This window comes from Bacillus sp. EB106-04-02-XG92, assembly GCF_058791995.1.
Genome location: NZ_JBYTEA010000001.1, coordinates 48,053 through 69,337, shown reverse-complemented (window position 1 = coordinate 69,337; position 21,285 = coordinate 48,053). Strand labels below are relative to the sequence as shown.

The following is a 21,285-nucleotide window of genomic DNA, read 5'->3' as shown; positions in this document are numbered from 1 at the left end:
GAATATAGATTATTATGTAAGAATTATGGAGGATAAGTATGAAGCAATATACGCCTATGATACAGCAATATTTAAAGGTTAAGGCAGACTATCAAGATGCCTTTTTATTTTTTCGCTTAGGCGACTTTTATGAAATGTTCTTTGAAGATGCGGTTAAAGCAGCTCATGAACTGGAAATTACATTAACGAGCCGAGATGGTGGTAGTAGTGATCGTATACCGATGTGCGGTGTACCGCATCATGCGGCTAAAAACTATATTGAACAACTTGTTGAAAAAGGATATAAAGTAGCGGTTTGTGAGCAAGTAGAAGACCCCAAAACAGCTAAAGGTGTAGTGCGCCGTGAAGTCGTACAACTAATTACGCCAGGAACGATGATGGAAGGGCGTACGATTGATGAGAAAGAAAATAACTTCTTAGCAGCATTAACACATTTTGAAGATGGATCATATGCTTTAGCTTGTAATGATTTAACGACTGGACAAAATACAGTAACGTTATTGACTGGTTCAGTAGAAGATATTTTATTAGAAGTGTATGCAACTGGTTCGAAAGAAATTGTTGTAGATTCTTCATTTTCTAAAGATGAATTAAACAAGTTAACTGAAACGTTAAAAATGACGATTTCATATGAAGATGCAACGACAATTCCTGAAGGATTAGAACACCTTGTGAAAAATGTTTCACAAGCAAAGTTAATTAAAGCAGTTGGACGCTTATTTAACTATGTAATAAGAACGCAAAAACGTTCATTAGATCATTTACAGCCAGTGGAAATTTACTATACGAATCAGTTTATGAAAATTGACGTGCATTCAAAGCGAAATTTAGAGCTGACAGAAACACTTCGAACGAAAGAAAAAACAGGATCGTTATTATGGCTATTAGATAAGACGAAAACGGCTATGGGTGGTCGTATGTTAAAACAGTGGATGGAACGTCCGCTTATACAAAAAGAACGAATTGAAGAGCGTTTAGAAATGGTTGAAACGTTTGTGAATGATTACTTCTTACGTGAAGATTTAAAAGAAAAGTTAAAAGAAGTATATGATTTAGAACGTTTAGCAGGAAAAGTTGCATTTGGTAATGTGAATGCACGTGACTTATTACAGTTAAGACGATCTTTACTTCAAGTACCAGCTATTTTAGAAGCGATTAGTCTGTTAGATAACGCGTATGCAGCGAGATTAATTCAAGGTGCAGATCCATGTGAGAGCTTAACAGAATTACTAGGAAGAAGTATTCAAGAAAACCCACCGCTTTCTATTAAAGATGGAGATATTATTAAAGACGGTTATAATGACAAGCTTGATCAATATCGTTACGTTAGTAAAAACGGAAAAACGTGGATTGCTGAGCTTGAAAAACGAGAGCGCGATATTACAGGAGTTAAATCGTTAAAAATCGGGTACAATCGTATTTTCGGTTACTACATTGAAGTAACGAAAGCGAACCTTGCAGCATTACCAGAAGGCCGCTATGAGCGTAAACAAACGCTTGCAAATGCGGAACGTTTCATTACAGATGAACTAAAAGAAAAAGAAACATTAATCTTGGAAGCAGAAGAAAAAATTGTACAACTAGAATACGATTTATTTACAGCGCTTCGTGAAGAAGTAAAAGTATTTATTCCGAAATTACAGCATTTAGCGAAAGTAATTAGTGAATTAGACGTACTGCAAAGTTTCGCGACAGTTAGTGAAGAAGAACAGTTCGTAAAACCTGTACTAACAACGAAGCGTGAAATTTTTATTAAAGATGGTCGTCATCCTGTCGTTGAAAAAGTATTGAACGGGAAATTGTATGTACCGAATGATTGTATTATGCCAGAGAAGATGGATGTCTTTTTAATTACAGGACCGAACATGTCTGGTAAAAGTACGTATATGAGACAATTAGCACTTGTAACTGTTATGTCGCAAATCGGTTGTTTCGTACCAGCAACAGAAGCAGTATTACCTGTATTTGATCAAATCTTTACGAGAATTGGTGCTGCGGACGATTTAATTTCAGGTCAAAGTACATTTATGGTTGAAATGTTAGAAGCAAAAAATGCCATTGCAAACGCATCAGAAAGAAGTTTAATTTTATTCGATGAAATTGGACGCGGTACATCTACGTATGATGGTATGGCACTTGCACAAGCAATCATTGAACATATTCACGACCAAATTGGGGCAAAAACGTTATTCTCTACGCATTATCATGAATTGACGGTGCTAGAAGAAAGTTTAGATCAACTGAAGAATGTACACGTTTCAGCTATTGAAGAGAACGGAAAAGTAGTATTCCTTCATAAAATTCAAGACGGTGCAGCTGATAAAAGTTACGGAATTCACGTTGCGCAACTTGCAGAGCTTCCAGATAGCTTAATCGCTCGTGCGAAAGAAGTGTTAGCACAACTTGAAGGACAGGAAGAAATTATTATTCCAAAGCGTGTAGAAATGAAAGCACAGGCGCAAGAAGTTATTCCAGAGCCTGTAGTTGTAAAAGAAAAACCAGTAGAAATAGAAGAGACGAAAGTAGAGACTGAAGAAGAATCACAACTATCATTCTTTGGTGGAGAACAGTCTTCGAAAAAACAAGACAAGCCAGTTTTAGATGCAAAAGAAACGGCAGTACTGACGCAAATTAAAAAAATTGATTTACTTGATATGACACCTTTAGAAGCGATGAACGAACTGTATCGCTTACAAAAAAAGTTAAAGAAAGGATGAGTAAGTAGATGGGTAAAATTCGCAAACTAGATGATCAACTCTCTAACTTAATTGCGGCAGGGGAAGTAGTAGAGCGCCCTGCCTCAGTCGTAAAAGAACTTGTGGAAAATTCTATCGATGCGAATAGTACATCTATTGAAATCCACTTAGAAGAAGCTGGTTTATCGAAAATTCGCATCATTGATAATGGGGATGGCATTGCAGAAGAAGATTGTATCGTCGCTTTTGAACGACATGCGACGAGTAAAATTAAAGATGAAAACGATCTGTTTCGCATAAGAACACTCGGTTTCCGCGGTGAAGCATTGCCGAGTATCGCTTCAGTTAGTGAATTAGAATTAATCACTAGCACAGGTGATGCACCTGGTACACACCTTATGATTAAAGGTGGAGACATTATAAAGCAGGAGAAAACAGCGAGCCGAAAAGGAACAGATATTACAGTACAAAACTTATTCTTTAATACACCAGCGCGTCTTAAATATATGAAAACCATTCATACAGAGCTTGGGAATATTACAGATATCGTGTATCGTATTGCAATGTCACATCCAGAAGTATCGTTAAAGCTGTTTCATAATGAAAAGAAATTGCTTCATACATCAGGAAATGGTGATGTAAGACAAGTACTTGCATCAATTTACAGCATTCAAGTTGCGAAGAAGCTTATTCCAATTGAAGCGGAATCTTTAGATTTCACAATTAAAGGTTATGTAACATTACCAGAAGTAACGAGAGCATCTCGTAATTATATGTCAACGATCGTAAATGGTCGTTACGTTCGAAATTTCGTATTAATGAAAGCTATTCAGCAAGGGTACCATACATTACTGCCAGTCGGAAGATATCCAATCGGCTTCTTATCGATTGAAATGGATCCAATGCTAGTTGACGTTAACGTACATCCAGCGAAATTGGAAGTTCGTTTTAGTAAAGAACAAGAATTACTAAAGCTAATCGAAGAAACATTGCAAGCAGCATTCAAAAAAATACAGCTCATTCCAGATGCAGGTGTAACAACGAAGAAAAAAGAAAAAGATGAAAGTGTGCAAGAACAGTTCCAGTTTGAGCATGCGAAGCCGAAAGAACCATCCATACCGGATATCATTTTACCGACGGGCATGGATGAAAAACAAGAAGAACCACTGGCTGTGAAACAGCCAGCACAACTGTGGCAACCGCCGAAGCAAGAATGGCAACCACCTCAGTCGCTCGTAAGAGAAGAACAAAGTTGGCAATCATCTACTAAGCCGATAATAGAAGAACCAATTCAAGAAGAGAAATCGTGGAACAGTAACGATGAAGACTTTGAATTAGAGGAATTGGAAGAAGAAGTTCAGAAAATAGAAGATATTGAAATGAACGGTAATGACTTACCACCACTTTATCCAATTGGACAAATGCATGGAACATATATTTTCGCTCAAAATGATAAAGGCTTATATATGATTGACCAGCATGCCGCGCAGGAACGTATTAATTATGAATACTTCCGTGATAAAGTAGGAAGGGTAACGCAAGAAGTACAAGAACTACTTGTACCGTACCGTATTGACTTATCTCTTACTGAATTTTTACGTGTTGAAGAGCAACTAGAAGAACTGAAAAAAGTTGGACTGTTCTTAGAACAATTCGGTCATCAATCCTTTATCGTCCGCTCACATCCAACGTGGTTTCCAAAAGGACAAGAAACAGAAATTATCGACGAAATGATGGAACAAGTCGTCAAACTAAAAAAAGTTGATATTAAAAAATTACGTGAAGAAGCAGCCATCATGATGAGCTGTAAAGCGTCCATTAAAGCGAATCAATATTTAACGAATGATCAAATATTTGCTTTACTGGAAGAACTACGTACAACAACAAATCCATACACATGCCCACACGGAAGACCGATTCTTGTGCATCATTCTACTTATGAGCTGGAGAAGATGTTTAAGAGGGTTATGTAGGGATACTGTCATTTTGGATATGATTTAATAAAAAAGAAGCGATGAAATAAATCGCTTTTTTTTTGTTTGCATTTAGTCTAAAAGTTTTTCATTTTGTTAATAAATTCTTTATTTATACTAAGTGTAGAAAAATCATATGAATCCATAGAAAGAGATTTTAATTTACAGACTTATCAGAATTATGTAAAGTGTAGATAAAACCATAAAACGGGGTGTTCTTTATGTGTACTAGTTTGACATTACAGACAAAAAACGGTCAGCACCTTTTTGCAAGAACGATGGATTTCACATTAGATATGAATCAAGAAGTAATAATTATTCCTCGACATTACCAGTGGAGTAATATAACTGGTGAAATCATTAATACGAAACATGCTACGGTCGGAATGGGAATTAATCATCAAGGAAGGATCATTATGGCGGACGGAGTAAATGAAGCAGGTATGACATGTGCAACACTCTATTTTCCAGGATTCGCTACTTATAGTCAAAGCATAGATGATAACAAAACGAATTTGGCACCATTTGATTTTGTAACTTGGAGTCTGACACAATTCAATTCTGTCAAAGAGTTAAAGGAATCTGTAGATAGCCTTACCTTTTTGGATATACCATTACCGGATTTAGGACTTACGCCACCACTACATTGGATTTTAGCTGATAAATGGGGAGATTGCATTGTACTGGAGCCGACAAGCGAAGGATTGAAATTGTATGATAACCCACTAGGAGTGATGACGAATAGCCCGGAGTTTAATTGGCATTTACAAAATTTAAGACAATATATAGGTCTTACATCGCAGCCATTCGCGCCAACTGAGTGGAGTAACTTACCATTAAGTGCTTTTGGTCAGGGATCAGGCTCAATGGGGCTTCCAGGGGATTTCACCCCACCATCAAGGTTTGTGAGGGCAGCATATGGCAAACAAAACATTCAAGGTATAGATAGCGAAGAAGAGGGAGTATCGGCCCTATTTCATATTTTATCAAATTGCGAGGTTCCTAAAGGCGGAGTAATAACAGAAGAAGGTGCATTAGATAATACCATTTATACAAGCGTAATGTGTATGGAGTCCGGAACATATTATTATCATACTTACGATTGTAGACAAATTATAGCCATTCATTTATTTCATGAAAATTTAGATACAGATGAGATTAAAGCTTATCCGTTCCAGCGGATACAAAAAATATTTTATGAAAATTAAATAGCTTTGAAACTGCGTTTGGTAAATTTAAAAATATATATAATAGAACACTAGGGATCAGAAGGGGTATAAATTCAATCCAATAACTTCTAGAAGGGCCATTAAAGTGCTATTAGGTGAAATAAACATGGACGTACGCCATTTATAAATAGTAAAGAACAAAAAAGGTGTGGAAAATATCCATACCTTTTTTGTTCTTCTATTATCTATGTATAAAAAAGCGCTGTATATCAGCACTTTTTAAAAGTACATGAGTTGTATAAGGAAGATTTATATATTACCGATAACTATGCAAGGTCTAATATAGATACTTATTTGATTAATTGCTTAAGAGCTTATCAGATTATTTGTTTTTATTATTATTAATTTTTTCCGTATATAACACCTGTTCTTTATAGTGTTTTTTTATTGGGAAGGTATGTGTACCAGAGCCGTTTTTGAAGTTTTTATTAATGGGATTTTTTAGAGGGATTGTTGTAGTTTCAGTAAATTCATATGGGTAGTTTATTTTAGATTTATCTTCAAACATGAAAATGCCTCCTTTTAGTATTTCCTGAGTTCTTTACTATAACATGATATGCATATAGATTTTTTTTGGACTAGTTATTTATATAGGTTAGAACAAATTAATTACCTAACTACTGAAATATTTCAAAGGAAAACAATGTGAGAAGTGTATGATAATGATTTTTTTCATTTATTCGTGAAGGGAATGTTGCATATATATTCGTTATAAATTGTTTTTATAATATGGTTTATATAGGTTTTTCTTGATAATATAATGCAGGAGATTATAGTGTTATTAGGTTATTAGGAACATTTAATGCTGTTTCATAACTGAAAGGGAATTGAAAAAAAACTGAAACTTTTCTCATAAAAATTCAATCTTACTTGAAAAATGAAAGGAAAATGAAATTTTCCAAAAGATATTCTTTGTTAAGATAAAAAGCATACATACAAAAAGTATTGACATATCTTAAAAATGTATTTTTAAGATATAGTGGGGGAAAAGATGAGAGTAGAAAAACAATTAATAAAAAAGATGTATTATGAAACATTCCTAATGGAGAATGAAACAAAACCACCTCTTGACGTACTTGGAGAAGTTTATGTAAACGAAGAAAGAAATGAGATTTCTGATGGATCTTACATTCGTTTTGCACAAGGTGAGTTTTATTATCAGCATCAAGATTTTGAAGCAGCTATTTTTAAATGGGAGAAAGTTAATAATGAATTAGCACCATGGGCACAAAAAAATATTGCGGATGCTTATTTCGAGCTTAATCAATTACAAGTTGCTGAAAATGTTTATACTTCCATTACTACTGATAATATAATATTGATGACGGAAATTAGACTACAATTACTTTCTCTTTACATAGAGCAAAATAATGTTGATTCAGCTTTCGCTGTTATTAAAGAAGCAGTTTCTTTAAATCCGGATTATCCAAATGTCACAAAAATCGCCCGTTCCTTTTATGAGGAGCAGCAAGATTTTGATAGTGCAGTAGAGCTTGCTGTGAATGAGTTAATTCGAACAGAATCTTATCCGTGGTTTGAGGTTTTAAAAGGATATATCGATAAAAGATTTACTAAACATATTGCACCAGATTATTTCTATGAAGCATTAGTTACGTTAAATAATGTAGATCAAGTACAATTTACGCAAATGGTTTCAACACTTTGGAACAGTTATAAAAATGAACAAAATTACTTATTATGGCTTAACACAATAAATGAATTTTTCTTACATATTGAAATACATTCGTCCGATATATGGGACAAGATTTCTTCTCTTTACGAAGAAACGTACTTTGAATTAATTGAAGGTCAATATATGCTTAAACAATTGCACGACATCATTCCAAACTTGTTAACAAATTGGTTAAAGGTAGTCAATCCATCTTATGCTGTATTCCCATCAGCAGCTGTATTGGCATGGGATGAGATTTTCCCTTCGAAAATAGATTCAGCAAATATAAAACATGCGGAAAACCTGTTGTTATATTCTATTAATCATGTGAATGGCTTAGAGTATAGTTTACATCTTTTTGAATCTATTACAGAGTGGGCACAAGAGCATAGTATAGAAATGGGTCACCGATTTAGATGGTTAGTTGGCGAGCTCGCAGATTTAAGTACAAATCGCATTTTAGTAACGGGAACTTCAGGGAACGGAAAAACTACATTTATTAACTCTATATTAGGAGAAAATATAGTAGAAAAATCAATTTCGAATGTAGTAGTTTTAAAAAATGATGCTCATACAGAAATTAACGCCATAACAGACTCTGCAATTACAACAACGGAAGATGTCTCTGATTACTATAATATGATGTCTCAACACCATCAAACATATAGAGATAGAGCATGTGTTGAATTTAAATTACCATGCAAATTTTTAGGTGAAAATAAACTTACATTTGTAGTTACACCTGGCTTTAATAGGAATAATGACACTAGAGATGAGATATTCGAATATTTAAACTCTGTAGACGAATTACTATTTGTATTGAATGCGGATTCACCTTTTACTGACAAAGAACGTGACATTCTATTAAGCATTCAAGAACATACACCAAATTTACAAATTCATTTCTTATTAAATAAAATCGATAACATATATAGTGAAGCAGAAGTGAAAAGAGTATTATATGATACGCAAGCAAGAATAAACACATATTTCCCGCAAGCGAGAATTTTCCCTTACTCTTCGCTATATACAAGTAGTCAACAATTAAATGAGTTAACTGAGTTTATTCATTTTAACTTTAATCATAAAAATATCGATGCAGAACGTACTGAAAAGCTACTATTTTTCATTCGAAAAACAATTACATATCTGTTGGATAAGCGCGTTGAGAAAGAAAATAATTTAGTTGATGCGATTAATTGGAATGAAGATATGCTCGTGAAACTAAATGGTAGCATGAATAATCTTACTGCTTTTGAGAAGGAAAAAATTCATTTCATTACACAGTCATATCGCACAATGAAAACGGAAATTACGAACGACCTTACTGAAAATATTCCGAAGATATTACAGAGTTGTTCAGATTTAATTAGTGAAGAAAGCGATTTCGGTCACATGGATACGGAACTAAATAAAGCAATGAATGAAAGAGTGCACAAATATTTAGAACAAACGGTATTACCTAAACTTGCTCTTTCTATGCAAAATTGGATTGAAACTTCTAATCATGAGCTCCTTCAAAGTCAATCATATCTTGAAGAACTGAGTGAAGGACTTAATTCTTTATTTGGAGAAAATCGAATACAGTTAGCATGTGATTTTAAAGTGCTTGATGACTGGCGCAGAGATGCTGACAGAATGACGACTAGAATACAAATGGATGAAGTAAATATTTTACGCCGATTTACACCAGCACAATTTTTACTGAAAAGTGCCGGTAAATTGTTTGGAGTTCTTCCTAAAAACAAAGGTATGCTATATAACAAATATAAACAGTATGTAGAAAATGAAGATTATACAGAGGTAACAACTTCTATTATGAAGAAATTTTTCTTGCAATTTGAGCTATTTGAAAACACGCAAGAGAGGGATATTCATATATTCTTTAGGAATCCATTTAACTCCTTGAAACAAGCTGTAGAAAATACTCATTTAGAAATACAAGAAAAACAAGAGATGTTACATAAAATGAAATCAAATCCTGAAGTCTACCATGATTCTATCATGCTCTTTGAATTGAGATTACGTCAATGTGAAGTAATTTTAAATATAGGTGATGATTATACATATACAGATGTAACTTTAGAAACAACCGTAGAATAAAAGGGAAATATATGAAATTGGATTATATGTTATAAGAAAGTAAAAGGGAGCAACTATAATGGGTTGCTCCCTTTTCATATTTACATTATTTTTCAGTCTCTTTAATTTTAGTTTGTACTTCGCCAGTTTTCATTTTATTACTTTCTGAGAAACGTAATAAATCGCCTTCAATAATTTTGTCAGACATTCGTAATTCATTTTGTGCACGGTTAATGAGTGCTTGTGCTTCTTTTTTTGGTAAATCTACAATTTCACCAGTTATGCGGTCATAGAAAGTGTTGTTTGTGTATGCATACTTGTCTGTAATAAAGCTACCATCACGTAGAACAACAAAACCGGTATATTCATCTGAAAACATATCATGGCCAAAGCGGATATCGTTCGTAGTATCAATTCCTAATAAATTTAGAATTGTAGGTTTCATATCGATTTGTCCCGTAGGCTTTGAAATCGTTTGACCTTCTGTTTGTCCAGGCATATGAATATATAAAGGTGTGCGTTGTAAATTTAAAGTATCAAATTCTGTTATTTGATCTTTTTCTAAAAACTGTGCCATTGCACGATTATGTTTTTCAGAAATACCATAATGATCACCGTACAACACAATAATAGAATCATCATACATTCCTTCGGCTTTTAAACGCTCAATAAATCTTTTAATGGATTCGTCTAAGTAACGTGCTGTTACGATATAACGATCAAATACGCCATTACCAGAGTTATATGGTTCAATGAATTTTGTATCTTCATCATACGTAAATGGATAATGGTTCGTTAAAGTAAGGAAACGAGCGTAAAATGGTTGATCAACAGTTTTTAACATATCTACTGATTGATCGAAGTATTCAATATCTTTTAATCCCCAATTTAAATGTGTTTCGGGCGTAATTTTGTAATCAAGTTCGTTATAGTAACGATCATAACCAAGAGCAGAGTACATGATATTACGATTCCAAAATGTTGCGTTATTCGCATGGAATACAGAAGTGAAATAGCCTTGCTGACGTAAAATTTCCGGAGTCGCAGTATAATCATTGTTACCGTGTGTGAAAAATACAGCTCCTCGATTTAATGGATACAACGACGTATCGATTAGAAATTCAGAATCGGATGTTTTTCCTTGCCCAGTTTGGTGGAAAAAGTTATTGAAGTAATAGCTTTCATTTATGAATTCATTCAAGAATGGCGTAACTTCTTGACCGTTAACTGATGCACCTATTAAGAAGGTTTGCAAGGATTCAAGAGTAACGACAATTACGTTTTTTCCTTTTGCTGCACCAAACATATTAGGGTTTGGCTCACTTTGGTTTGCTTTTACGTAGTTTTCAGTTTCTTGTAATTTACTGCTATCAGCAAGTGCCTTTTGTGATCCTGCTTTTACTTGCAGTGTTAAATCATATACTTGATGTGTATATAGTCCTAAATTTTTAACAAGCATGACTCGGTCGAATGATCTCGTTAATAGTTCAGGTCGTTCTTTTTCTGCAAGGTGTAGATTTGCAAAAAATACGCCAATCGTTAAGAGAAAATATCCCAAGCGTGCCGGATGAGTTACACGTCCTGTTTTGAAGACTAGTGCCTTCTTCTTTAACAAAATAAAGAAGAAAATAATGTCTACGAACGCGAGAATAATTTTGTAGTTCAATATTTCTATGATACTGCCGCCTAATTGGCCAAAGTTTGATGTTTGCCCAAGTACTGGTAACGTTACGAAATCACTATAAAAATCATAGAACATGACATTCCCAACGAGTACGATTGTTAATAAGAAATTAATACATAGCGCTATATAATTTCGCTTTTCACCAGTTGCAAATAATGCTAATCCGACAAAAGCTAATGATGTAGCGAGTGGGCTAATAAATAAAATAAGCTCTTGTGTAGAAGATTCAATTTTTAAATCAAAACTGAATCTTGTAATAAGATATGTTTTTAACCATACTGCTAAAGCAATTATTAAAACAAAGCTTATATTTTGCATTTGTAAATTGATTTTATTTTTCATTTTTACTCCTTCTTTATACAAATTATTCAATTTATGTTATATATTATATTTTTATAACTATATAAGTATTATGAACCATTCAGTTTATGCTTTCTAAAGGTCATAATATGAAGTATTCATATACGTACAATGGGGAATTTTAAAGCATAAATCTATTTTTTAGAAACAGAACAGAAAAAGTCATAGTTGTAGTAAAAAATACTTATAGACATCCTAACATATTAAACACTATGGTGATGTTACAAAATATCGAACAAATGAAAGGGGAAATGAATAGGGGCTTTTAAAACCATTGACATTCAATTTGTTGGAATTGAATGTCAATAGCTATGTTAAATGTGTATCCCATAAAACCCTGATTCTTTGTGGGGAAATAGTAAGCTATTACTATGGAAATTAAAATATTTAATTGCAATCTGAATGTAGGAAATTAAATATGAGATAAATATTTTCCAACATACAACCCACTTGCAGCAGCTTGAGATAATGAATGAGTGACACCAGAACAATCTCCAACTAAAAATAGCCCATGCACACTTGTTTCAAAGTGGTTATTGATTTTTATCGTAGGAGCATAGAACTTTCCATCAATTCCATATAATAAAGTATCTTTATCGATCGGTTCTTGGATGAATTGTTCTAAGCGTAATAAAAATCCCTTAAGTCCTTCAATATATAATGGAGGAATTTCTGTATGCAAATCGCCATAATCTCCTTGTAGTGTAGGGTGTATACGATTATGTTTCATCCCGTCCTCTGTTGTAGGCTGTTCATGTAGTAAGTCCTCTAAGCGCTGAATAACAATCCGATCTCGTCCTTGGTTAATGTTTTTAATGATTGAACTTGCGTATATGTTTGCTTCTTTGAGAGTGGAAAAATAGCGCGGGATAAATAAAGTGAAATTTAAGTTAGGTGTGCCAGTTCCTTTCTCGCGAAAATTTTGTCCGTCAGGCATAACTAAACCTTCTTCGTACTTTCTAATAATGCGTCCTTTCGGATTCATACAGTACGTAGTTGCTGTGAAGTGTTCATGCTCATAAGAGAGTTTAGTCTCAAATGTATCTTTTAATATAGAACGTAATTGGTGTTCGTTCATCTCTACTCTAATCCCTAAATCTACACGAGTTTGTTCCTGAGAAATATTGAGAGAAGTGCACATTTCTTTTAGCCAATCCGATCCGGAACGTCCAGTTGCAAATACTAGTTGCTTCGATTGAACTGTTCCTTCATTCGTCTTTATTGTAAAATGATCTTTCTGTTTCATAATATGATGTACATCTATATGAAATTGTATATCTATTTTCGTAAGTAAAAATTCGTAGAGCTGCTGAAAAATGTCACTTGAAAGGGTAGTACCAAGGTGTCTTACTTCTGTTGTGAGCATTTGTAAACCACACGCCTCAGCTCTCTTATTGAGAGTTGGACTTTCTGTAGAATATTTTGAAACAGAACTTCCTCCGAACTGACATAGAATTTCATCTACTTCAGTCATGAGTTGTATAAAGCCCTCTTTACCGACTTTTTGCTCAAGTTCTCCGCCAAATCCGTTTGTATAATTAAATTTCCCTTCAGATTTTCCTAAACCGCCAAACCCAAAATATTTATCACATGTAGTACAAGTACACACTTTTCCTTCGTCTAAAGGACAATGACGATCTTCTAGCGCTTTACCTTTATCAAGAAGTAAAACCTTTTTGTTACTTTTAGCTAGTGAATAAGCCATAAAAATGCTACTTACTCCAGCGCCGATAATTGTAACATCATACATATTCTTTCACCTGCTAACGAATAGTTTGTTTTTATTTCTTTAGTGTATAACAATTTTATGAAGTTAAGAAATAGCTTTTATTAATAAAGAGGGAGTTTTTGAACTCGATGCTTCTTTAATTTTTCGGAGTGATGAAGTAAATACAAATGTCTTTATTTAAAAGAAGAAATAGTTTTCAAAGATCACTATGTCATATGATAAATAAATTCTTACATATAAAAAAACAGACCTTTTAAGTGAGAAGGCCTGTTTTTTATATGTTATTTAGCGAAGACGTGGTTACCGATTACTGCTACTGTTTGACGTGTCGTAATCCATTTGTCTGTTGATGTTTTCGGATTATAGAAATAAAGCCAGTCAGAATGTATTCCATTTGTGGAGATAGCCTCTTCTACTGCCATTTTTGCTTCTGGGCTTGCAGGATGATTAATTCTTCCATCTGTAACAGGAGTAAATGCATAGCCGTGTTTAATAGGTTCATAAATAACACCTGTTATTGTATTTGGAAAACCTTTTGCGTTTACACGATTTAGTATAACCTTTGCTACAGCTACTTTACCTTTATAGGATTCGCCACCTGCTTCAGCGGTAACTAAGCGTGCCATTAAGTCTTTTTCTTTTTCTGAAATGCTTGAGTTAATTTTTAAATGTTGTCCTGTATAAAGTTTGTTTCCGATTGTATTGTTAATTTGTTTTATAGATTGAACGGTAACGTTGTAACGCTTTGCTATCGTTTCTAATGAATCTCCCTGTTGTACTTGATAAATAATTTGTCCAGAAATGTTCGCAGATTGGGCGTTTTGACGAACGGTGATTTCCTTTGAATTCTTGGACCCTGGAATATGTAACTGTTCACCAATAAAAGTTTGATCGTTTCCTTTATTGTTAGCTCGTTTAATGGATTGTACTGAAACCCCGTATTGTTTACTAATGCCCCAAAGTGTATCATTCTTTTTTACTGTATGAATGGTAGATGCTTCAGCTGTACTTTGATGACATACGAATGTAATTGCTGCTGCAGATATAGGGATTATATGTTTTATTTTTAATAATTTCATTGTAAATCCTCCTAGGAAAAATAAGGTCAAACTGTTAAATAATGTAGTTAAGAATGTCTATACATAATATTGTAATGTAAGTATATTAGCACATATGAAATAAATAATCATTATAAGTTTCTTATTTATGTGGTGTAGAGTCCGAATATGAAATATTGCATATGAAAATACATTGAAGTTCATATTGCTGATTACTATAATCTATTTAGTAGAAAGGGAATATGTTATATAAATAAAATCATTATAGATTAATATAATGATTAAATATTATTAATAAGAGGAGTGATGTAATGAGTATATTTAAAAGAATATCTGTTTCAGCTGTAATCATTTCAACATTTTTAGGAATAGGGGAAACAGTCAATATTGTAAATGCTGATTCTATAGAACAACAGAGTAAATTAGGGATAGAACAAGAAACAGATAAGCAAATCATTGTAAAATTCAGAGCGGATTTGAAATTGCCATATGAAGATGGTATTGAAAAACAAATACAATCTCAAATGAACGATAAAGTACTAGAAGATTTTTTTGCAGAATATCCAGATGTAACATTTAATCGTTTATTCACATCTGTAAGTCCGGAACAAATACAAAACCTTGAAGTGAAAGCACCTAATAATGTATCTACAAGTTTATCAAACTATTATATTCTTCAAAATCAAAATGGTGAGCAGGAAGAAGAACTAGTAGATAAGTTAAAGACATCATCTTTAATAGAAGATGTGTATGTGAAGAAACAAGAAAAAATAACGCCACCGGAAGTACAACCATTAAGTGTATCTTTTAATCCTAATAACAATCCTAGATATAAAAAACAAGGTTACCTTGATGCGGCACCATACGGTATTAATGCGCCTTTTGCCTGGGGAGTCCAAGGTGGTAATGGAAGTGATATAACCTTTGTTGATATGGAATATGGATGGCTATTAAATCATGAGGATTTAGTACATCAAAATATTGAATTAATGTCTGGAAGAAATATAGATCAGCATGTTGGACATGGAACGTCTGTACTAGGGATTGTATCCTCTGAGGATAATGAGGTTGGGAATATTGGGATTGCGCCAAAAGCGAAAGCGAAAGTGATTTCTCAAATAAGAGATAACGGACAGTATAATACAGCTGATGCAATATTAAGTGCTGTAAATCAGTTAGAAGCTGGGGATGTTTTATTATTAGAGGCACAAGCTTCCTTTGATGGATATGGTGATAAATATTTACCTGTTGAAATACAACCAGATATCTTTGATGCGATTCGTGCTGGTACAGATAAAGGTGTTGTCATTATAGAAGCTGGAGCAAATGGGTGGAATGATTTAGATCAATTTAAAGATAGAAATGGTAAACAAGTCTTAAATCGAAATAGTAAAGATTTTAAAGATTCAGGTGCAATTATGGTAGGCGCGGGCTCTTCATCTTTCCCTCATGAGCGTATGTGGTTTTCAAATTATGGAAGTCGGATTGATGTGTACGGTTGGGGAGAAAATGTAGATACAACTACAGCCGAGCAAAGTCGAAGTGCTGTAAATCTTTATACTTCAAGCTTTAGTGGAACATCTAGTGCTTCACCCATTATCGCAGGAGCAGCGACTTTAGTACAAAGCATTGCTAAAGAAAATTTAGGACAACCATATAGACCAAGTGAATTAAGAACGATATTAAGTAACCGTAACACTGGAACGAAATCTAAAGATCCATCTTCAGATAAAATTGGTGTTTTACCAGATTTGAAGTCTATACTAGTAGATTTAGGGTATGAACGAAGAGAAACGAACGGTGGGAATGAGTTACAAGTAACAGAAAATGAACCAAATAATGAACGTAGACAGGCAAATAAAGTCTCCTTTCATACACCAATGAAAGGAAAACTAGATAATCGTGATAAGGTGGATGTATTTACTTTCCAAATTGACTCACCAGAAAATATTAATATTTCTTTATTAAATGAACAAAACATTGGAATGACATGGGTACTTCATCATGAATCAGATTTAAACAACTATGTAGCATATGGTGAAAATGAAGGGGGTGTAGTTAAAGGAACTTATAATGCAAAGCCAGGTAAATATTATTTATATGTCTATAAGTATGAGAATAAAGATGGTTCATATGTATTGAACATAAAATAAACGAAAGGAACTTCAGATGAAGTTCCTTTAAATGTTTCTAATTTAGTATATGTGAATGATTTTTTAACTTTACTTCTATGCAATATTTCATATTGATGAAATGTTATTTATTTTTTATGAACTAACTTATATTATATTCAATAAGTTTGATGTAAAACAGAAAAAGGAGGAATAGTAGTGAGCAATAATAATTTTATTTTGAAATTATTCATATGTATTATGATATTTAGCACATCTGTATTTGCTTTACATGATAAGCGAGTCCTTGCAGCTAGCCCTGTTAATGAGCTTGAAAATTGGTCAAAATGGATGCAACCTATACCTGATAACATCCCATTGGCACGAATTTCAATTCCGGGAACACATGATAGTGGTACGTTCAAATTACAAAATCCAATTAAGCAAGTATGGGGAATGACGCAAGAATATGATTTTCGTTACCAAATGGATCATGGAGCTCGTATTTTTGATATAAGAGGACGTTTAACAGATGATAATACGATAGTTCTTCATCATGGGCCATTATATCTTTATGTAACATTGCATGAATTCATAAGCGAAGCGAAACAATTTTTAAAAGATAATCCAAGTGAAACGATTATTATGTCTTTAAAAAAAGAGTATGAGGATATGAAAGGAGCAGAAGGTTCCTTTAGTAATACGTTTGAAAAAAGTTATTTTGTTGATCCTATCTTTTTAAAAACAGAAGGAAATATAAAACTTGGAGATGCTCGTGGGAAAATTGTGCTGTTAAAAAGGTATAGTAGTAATGAAACAGGAGGATATAATAATTTTTATTGGCCAGATAATGAGACATTTACGACAACTGTAAATCAAAATGTAAATGTAACAGTGCAAGATAAATATAAAGTGAGTTATGATGAGAAAGTAAAATCTATTAAAGATACGATCAATGACACGATGAATAATAGTGAGGATTTACATCATCTATATATTAATTTTACAAGTTTGTCTTCTGGTGGTACAGCATGGAATAGTCCATATTACTACGCCTCTTACATAAATCCTGAAATTGCAAACTATATAAAACAAAAGAATCCTACAAGAGTAGGTTGGATCATTCAAGATTATATAAATGAAAAGTGGTCACCATTGCTGTATCAAGAAGTTATAAGAGCGAATGAGTCACTTATAAAAGAATAAAGATGATGAGAGTAAGAAGCGATAAAATACGTCGCTTCTTTTTGTTTTCCAAAAACCAACATTGAATATCATACTTTCGTGATAGAAAAAAATAAAAACATACGATATAATCATACATATAAAATTTGTACCCATAAATTTTATATGTATGAATGAATTCTATTTGTTGTAATGAAATGGAGGTATATACTATGAAGTTTTCACATGATTTTTTATTCGGAGCTGCTTCAGCTTCTTACCAAGTAGAAGGTGCATGGAATGAAGATGGAAAAGGTGTTACGAATTGGGATGAGTTTTCAAAAATTCCTGGCAAAACATACAATGGAACAAATGGTGATGTAGCTGTTGATCATTATCATCGATATAAGGAAGATGTTTGCTTAATGGCTGAAATGGGGTTAGAATCGTACCGTTTTTCTATTTCTTGGGCGAGAATATTGCCGACTGGAGATGGAGAGGTGAATGAAAAAGGAATCGAATTTTATAACAACTTAATTGATGAATGTTTAAAATATGGGATCGTACCGTTTGTCACTTTATATCATTGGGATTTACCGTTAGCGTTAGAAAAAGATGGTGGATGGACGAATAAACGAACAGCAGAAGCTTTCGTGAAATACGCAGAAATTTGTTTTAAGGCATTTGGTGATAGAGTTAAACATTGGATTACTTTTAATGAGACAGTAATGTTTTGTGGATTAGGTTATTTAAAAGGTGCACATCCACCAGGAATACAAAATGATGTTCCAAAGTATTTTCAAGCGACGCATTATGTATTTTATGCGCATGCGAAAACAGTTGCGGTGTACAAACAGCTGAAACAATATGGGGAAATTGGTATTACTCATGTTTTCTTACCTGCTTATAGTGTGGATGGTCAAAAAGAAAATATACTGGCAGCAAAGCATGCGAATGAATATGAAACGTATTGGTATTATGATCCAGTTTTAAAGGGTGAGTATCCGTCTTATGTTGTACAACAATTAAAGAAAAAAGGATGGACTCCTAATTGGACGGTTGAAGAATTAGAAATCATTAAACAAAATGCTGAAAAGAATGATTTTATTGGATTAAATTATTATCAACCAATACGAGTAGAAAGATACGATATGGATATAAATGGCGGGGAGCATTCTCGAGAAAACTCAACACTTGCTCCAGGTAATCCTTCTTTTGATGGTTTTTATCGAACAGTTAAAATGGATGATAAAACATATACGAAATGGGGATGGGAAATATCTCCCGAAGGTTTCTTAGATGGATTGCATATGTTGAAAGAGCGTTACGGTGATATAAAGATGTATGTAACGGAAAATGGACTTGGTGATGAAGATCCAATCATTGATGGAGAAATTGTAGATGTTTCGAGAATTAAATTTATTGAAGAGCATTTAAAAGTAATAAAGCGTGCAATTGAAGAGGGGGTCAATTTAAAAGGTTATTATGCATGGTCAGTGATTGACCTTTTAAGTTGGTTAAATGGATACAAAAAGCAATATGGCTTTATTTTTGTCGATCATAATGATAACTTAAAACGTAAGAAGAAACTGTCGTTTCATTGGTATAAACATGTGATCGAAACGAGAGGAGAAGAGTTATAATAGATAAAAGAGTATTTTAGGAGAAAGTGTATGAGTGCAAAGTATAAACAGATTGCAGATGTGTTAGAGCAAAATATTCGAGACGGGCTTTTTAATGAAACGAAAAAACTACCTACAGAAGAAGCGTTAATGAATCGATTTGAAGTAAGCCGTAATACGATACGTAAAGTAATTAGTCAGCTTGTAAATAGAGGCTATATTTTTCAAGTGCAAGGTAGTGGTATGTTTTTACGCGAAACTTCTGTAACAGATTATATTAATTTAGGAAGTTTACGTGGATTAACGAAAAATCTCGTTTCGCAAAATATTGAAACGAAAGTGCTAAAGCTTGAAGTAATAGATGCGGATGAAGAGATCGCAAAGCGGATGCAATGTGAAGCCGGAACTAGGATATATTTTTTGAAGCGTTTAAGAATTGTAGATGGAAAACCGTTCTCTATTGAAATAAGTTATTTCAAAAAGGATATTATTCCATATTTGAATGAAGAAATAGCATTAAGCTCTGTATACAGTTATTTTATTGAAGATTTACGATTAAACATAGGTTTTGCCGATAAAGTAATTAGTTGTGAAAAAGTAAATAAAGAAAATGCAAAGCTTTTAGAATTAAATGAGGGTGATCCGGCGCTTCTTATTGAAAATACAGTGTATCTTGTAAATGGAACAATTTTCGAGTTATCTCAATCGATGTTTCATTATGAAAAGGCTAAACTTTTAAATCGAATTAATTTCAAATGAAAATTAGCTTAAATAAACCTGCGAAAAAACAACTGATCATAAGTGATCAGTTGTTTTTTATTATTAAAGTGGATGAGCAAAAAAACATAAAAGTGGTTGGTCCGTTTTTTACAAACATCTATTATGATAAGAGAAGAAAGGTAGTATGTTATTAATGTTTTAAAAGGGAAATTCTTAATTAAAATAGACTGGCCTTAGAGAGGTGAATATACAATGAGCTTTGCGATTTCACTAGTCGTTATTATTGTAATTGTATCGCTGTTTGGGACCGTACTAGTTGCACGAAATGTGGAGGAGAATTACGGAAAGTCTACAAAGAGAAATGTGAAAAACTTATCAACTATTTATATTATCCTTCTTTTTGTACTACTTGTTGGTGTAACGTGGTATGCGGTAGTGATTTGATAGAAAAGACTAATATCGAAAGTGATGGAGGAGTATTGTTTTGATAAAAAATGAACGTCACGTTTTAATTGTTTTTCCGCATCCAGATGATGAGTCATATTGCGTGGCGGGTACAATCTTAGCTTATGCGCAGCGAAATGTTCCCCTTACCTATGTTTGCTTAACCTTAGGTGAAATGGGGAGAGCGATGGGAAATCCTCCTTTTGCAACACGTGAATCATTATATGCTATAAGAGAGAAAGAACTAAAGAGAGCTACAAATATTTTAGGTATTAAAGATTTACGTATGATGGGATATCGTGATAAAACTCTTGAATTTGAAACTCCTGGAGAGTTAAGACGTGTAATACAAAAATGTGTGGAAGAATTGAATCCGTCGTTGGTTATTTCTTTTTATCCGGGATATGCAGTTCATCCAGATCATGATGCAACAGGAGAAGCGGTGGCTGAGGCGTTAGCCACTATTCCTGAAAATAAAAGGCCAACATTTTATGCGGTAGCTTTTTCAAATAATCATGAAGCGGAAATAGGTCCGCCACATTTAAAAAATGAAGTGAAAGAATATGTTCCAAAAAAGCTAGAAGCATTGCAAGCACATGCATCACAATTTGCGACGAAAGTAACGGAACTAAAAAAAGAGTATGAAGATGGTGTACCGGAAACAGTCGAGTGGTTAGAAAGAGAACCGTTTTGGATATATCCATTCAAAGATAAGAATAAGTGATGCTACAGCTAAAGGTG

At 33.5% G+C, this 21,285-nt stretch carries 14 protein-coding genes; 10 read left to right on the top strand and 4 right to left on the bottom strand.

Going from position 1 to position 21,285, the window contains the following annotated elements:
- The first annotated feature begins 38 nt into the window (after positions 1-38).
- From mutS to AC3WVA_RS00315, 3 genes are all read left to right on the top strand, one after another.
- The gene (mutS, locus tag AC3WVA_RS00325; protein WP_098881486.1) at positions 39-2,717 is read left to right on the top strand and encodes a DNA mismatch repair protein MutS; all 2,679 of its coding nucleotides are present in this window, start codon (positions 39-41) and stop codon (positions 2,715-2,717) included.
- Positions 2,718-2,725: 8 nt separating this feature from the next.
- Positions 2,726-4,669: a DNA mismatch repair endonuclease MutL gene (gene mutL, locus AC3WVA_RS00320; protein ID WP_417902496.1), complete on the top strand. Its 1,944-nt coding sequence runs from the start codon at positions 2,726-2,728 to the stop codon at positions 4,667-4,669.
- A 221-nt stretch (positions 4,670-4,890) separates the two neighbouring features.
- The gene (locus AC3WVA_RS00315; protein ID WP_048530435.1) at positions 4,891-5,877 is read left to right on the top strand and encodes a choloylglycine hydrolase family protein; all 987 of its coding nucleotides are present in this window, start codon (positions 4,891-4,893) and stop codon (positions 5,875-5,877) included.
- A 343-nt stretch (positions 5,878-6,220) separates the two neighbouring features.
- Here AC3WVA_RS00315 and AC3WVA_RS00310 read toward each other — a convergent pair whose 3' ends face one another.
- On the bottom strand, positions 6,221-6,406 hold the full coding sequence (locus AC3WVA_RS00310; protein WP_000461128.1) for a hypothetical protein: 186 nt from the start codon (positions 6,404-6,406) through the stop codon (positions 6,221-6,223).
- A 483-nt stretch (positions 6,407-6,889) separates the two neighbouring features.
- Between AC3WVA_RS00310 and AC3WVA_RS00305 the strand changes: the two genes are divergently transcribed.
- Complete coding sequence (locus AC3WVA_RS00305) at positions 6,890-9,673, top strand: dynamin family protein (RefSeq protein WP_492321743.1); 2,784 nt, start codon at positions 6,890-6,892, stop codon at positions 9,671-9,673.
- An 85-nt stretch (positions 9,674-9,758) separates the two neighbouring features.
- On the opposite strand, the gene AC3WVA_RS00300 is transcribed toward AC3WVA_RS00305, so the two are convergent.
- From AC3WVA_RS00300 to AC3WVA_RS00290, 3 genes are all read right to left on the bottom strand, one after another.
- Positions 9,759-11,678: an LTA synthase family protein gene (locus AC3WVA_RS00300; RefSeq protein WP_098520146.1), complete on the bottom strand. Its 1,920-nt coding sequence runs from the start codon at positions 11,676-11,678 to the stop codon at positions 9,759-9,761.
- A gap of 430 nt (positions 11,679-12,108) precedes the next feature.
- Positions 12,109-13,446 (bottom strand): NAD(P)/FAD-dependent oxidoreductase, encoded by a 1,338-nt coding sequence (locus AC3WVA_RS00295; protein WP_048530431.1) that lies wholly within the window; start codon positions 13,444-13,446, stop codon positions 12,109-12,111.
- 260 nt (positions 13,447-13,706) lie between these two features.
- Positions 13,707-14,504, bottom strand: coding sequence for a cell wall hydrolase (locus AC3WVA_RS00290; RefSeq protein ID WP_098345301.1), 798 nt, complete (start codon positions 14,502-14,504; stop codon positions 13,707-13,709).
- 290 nt (positions 14,505-14,794) lie between these two features.
- Between AC3WVA_RS00290 and AC3WVA_RS00285 the strand changes: the two genes are divergently transcribed.
- The 6 genes from AC3WVA_RS00285 to bshB2 all read left to right on the top strand — a co-directional run bounded on the left by AC3WVA_RS00285 (position 14,795) and on the right by bshB2 (position 21,268).
- On the top strand, positions 14,795-16,636 hold the full coding sequence (locus AC3WVA_RS00285; RefSeq protein WP_098345302.1) for a S8 family peptidase: 1,842 nt from the start codon (positions 14,795-14,797) through the stop codon (positions 16,634-16,636).
- Between the two features lie 177 nt (positions 16,637-16,813).
- The gene (locus AC3WVA_RS00280) at positions 16,814-17,800 is read left to right on the top strand and encodes a phosphatidylinositol-specific phospholipase C (RefSeq protein ID WP_098520149.1); all 987 of its coding nucleotides are present in this window, start codon (positions 16,814-16,816) and stop codon (positions 17,798-17,800) included.
- 191 nt (positions 17,801-17,991) lie between these two features.
- Positions 17,992-19,401, top strand: coding sequence for a glycoside hydrolase family 1 protein (locus AC3WVA_RS00275; protein WP_048530424.1), 1,410 nt, complete (start codon positions 17,992-17,994; stop codon positions 19,399-19,401).
- Between the two features lie 30 nt (positions 19,402-19,431).
- Positions 19,432-20,139: a GntR family transcriptional regulator gene (locus AC3WVA_RS00270; protein WP_048530422.1), complete on the top strand. Its 708-nt coding sequence runs from the start codon at positions 19,432-19,434 to the stop codon at positions 20,137-20,139.
- A gap of 213 nt (positions 20,140-20,352) precedes the next feature.
- Complete coding sequence (locus tag AC3WVA_RS00265) at positions 20,353-20,544, top strand: hypothetical protein (RefSeq protein WP_000006467.1); 192 nt, start codon at positions 20,353-20,355, stop codon at positions 20,542-20,544.
- A 43-nt stretch (positions 20,545-20,587) separates the two neighbouring features.
- Complete coding sequence (gene bshB2, locus AC3WVA_RS00260) at positions 20,588-21,268, top strand: bacillithiol biosynthesis deacetylase BshB2 (protein WP_098520160.1); 681 nt, start codon at positions 20,588-20,590, stop codon at positions 21,266-21,268.
- Positions 21,269-21,285: the final 17 nt, after the last annotated feature.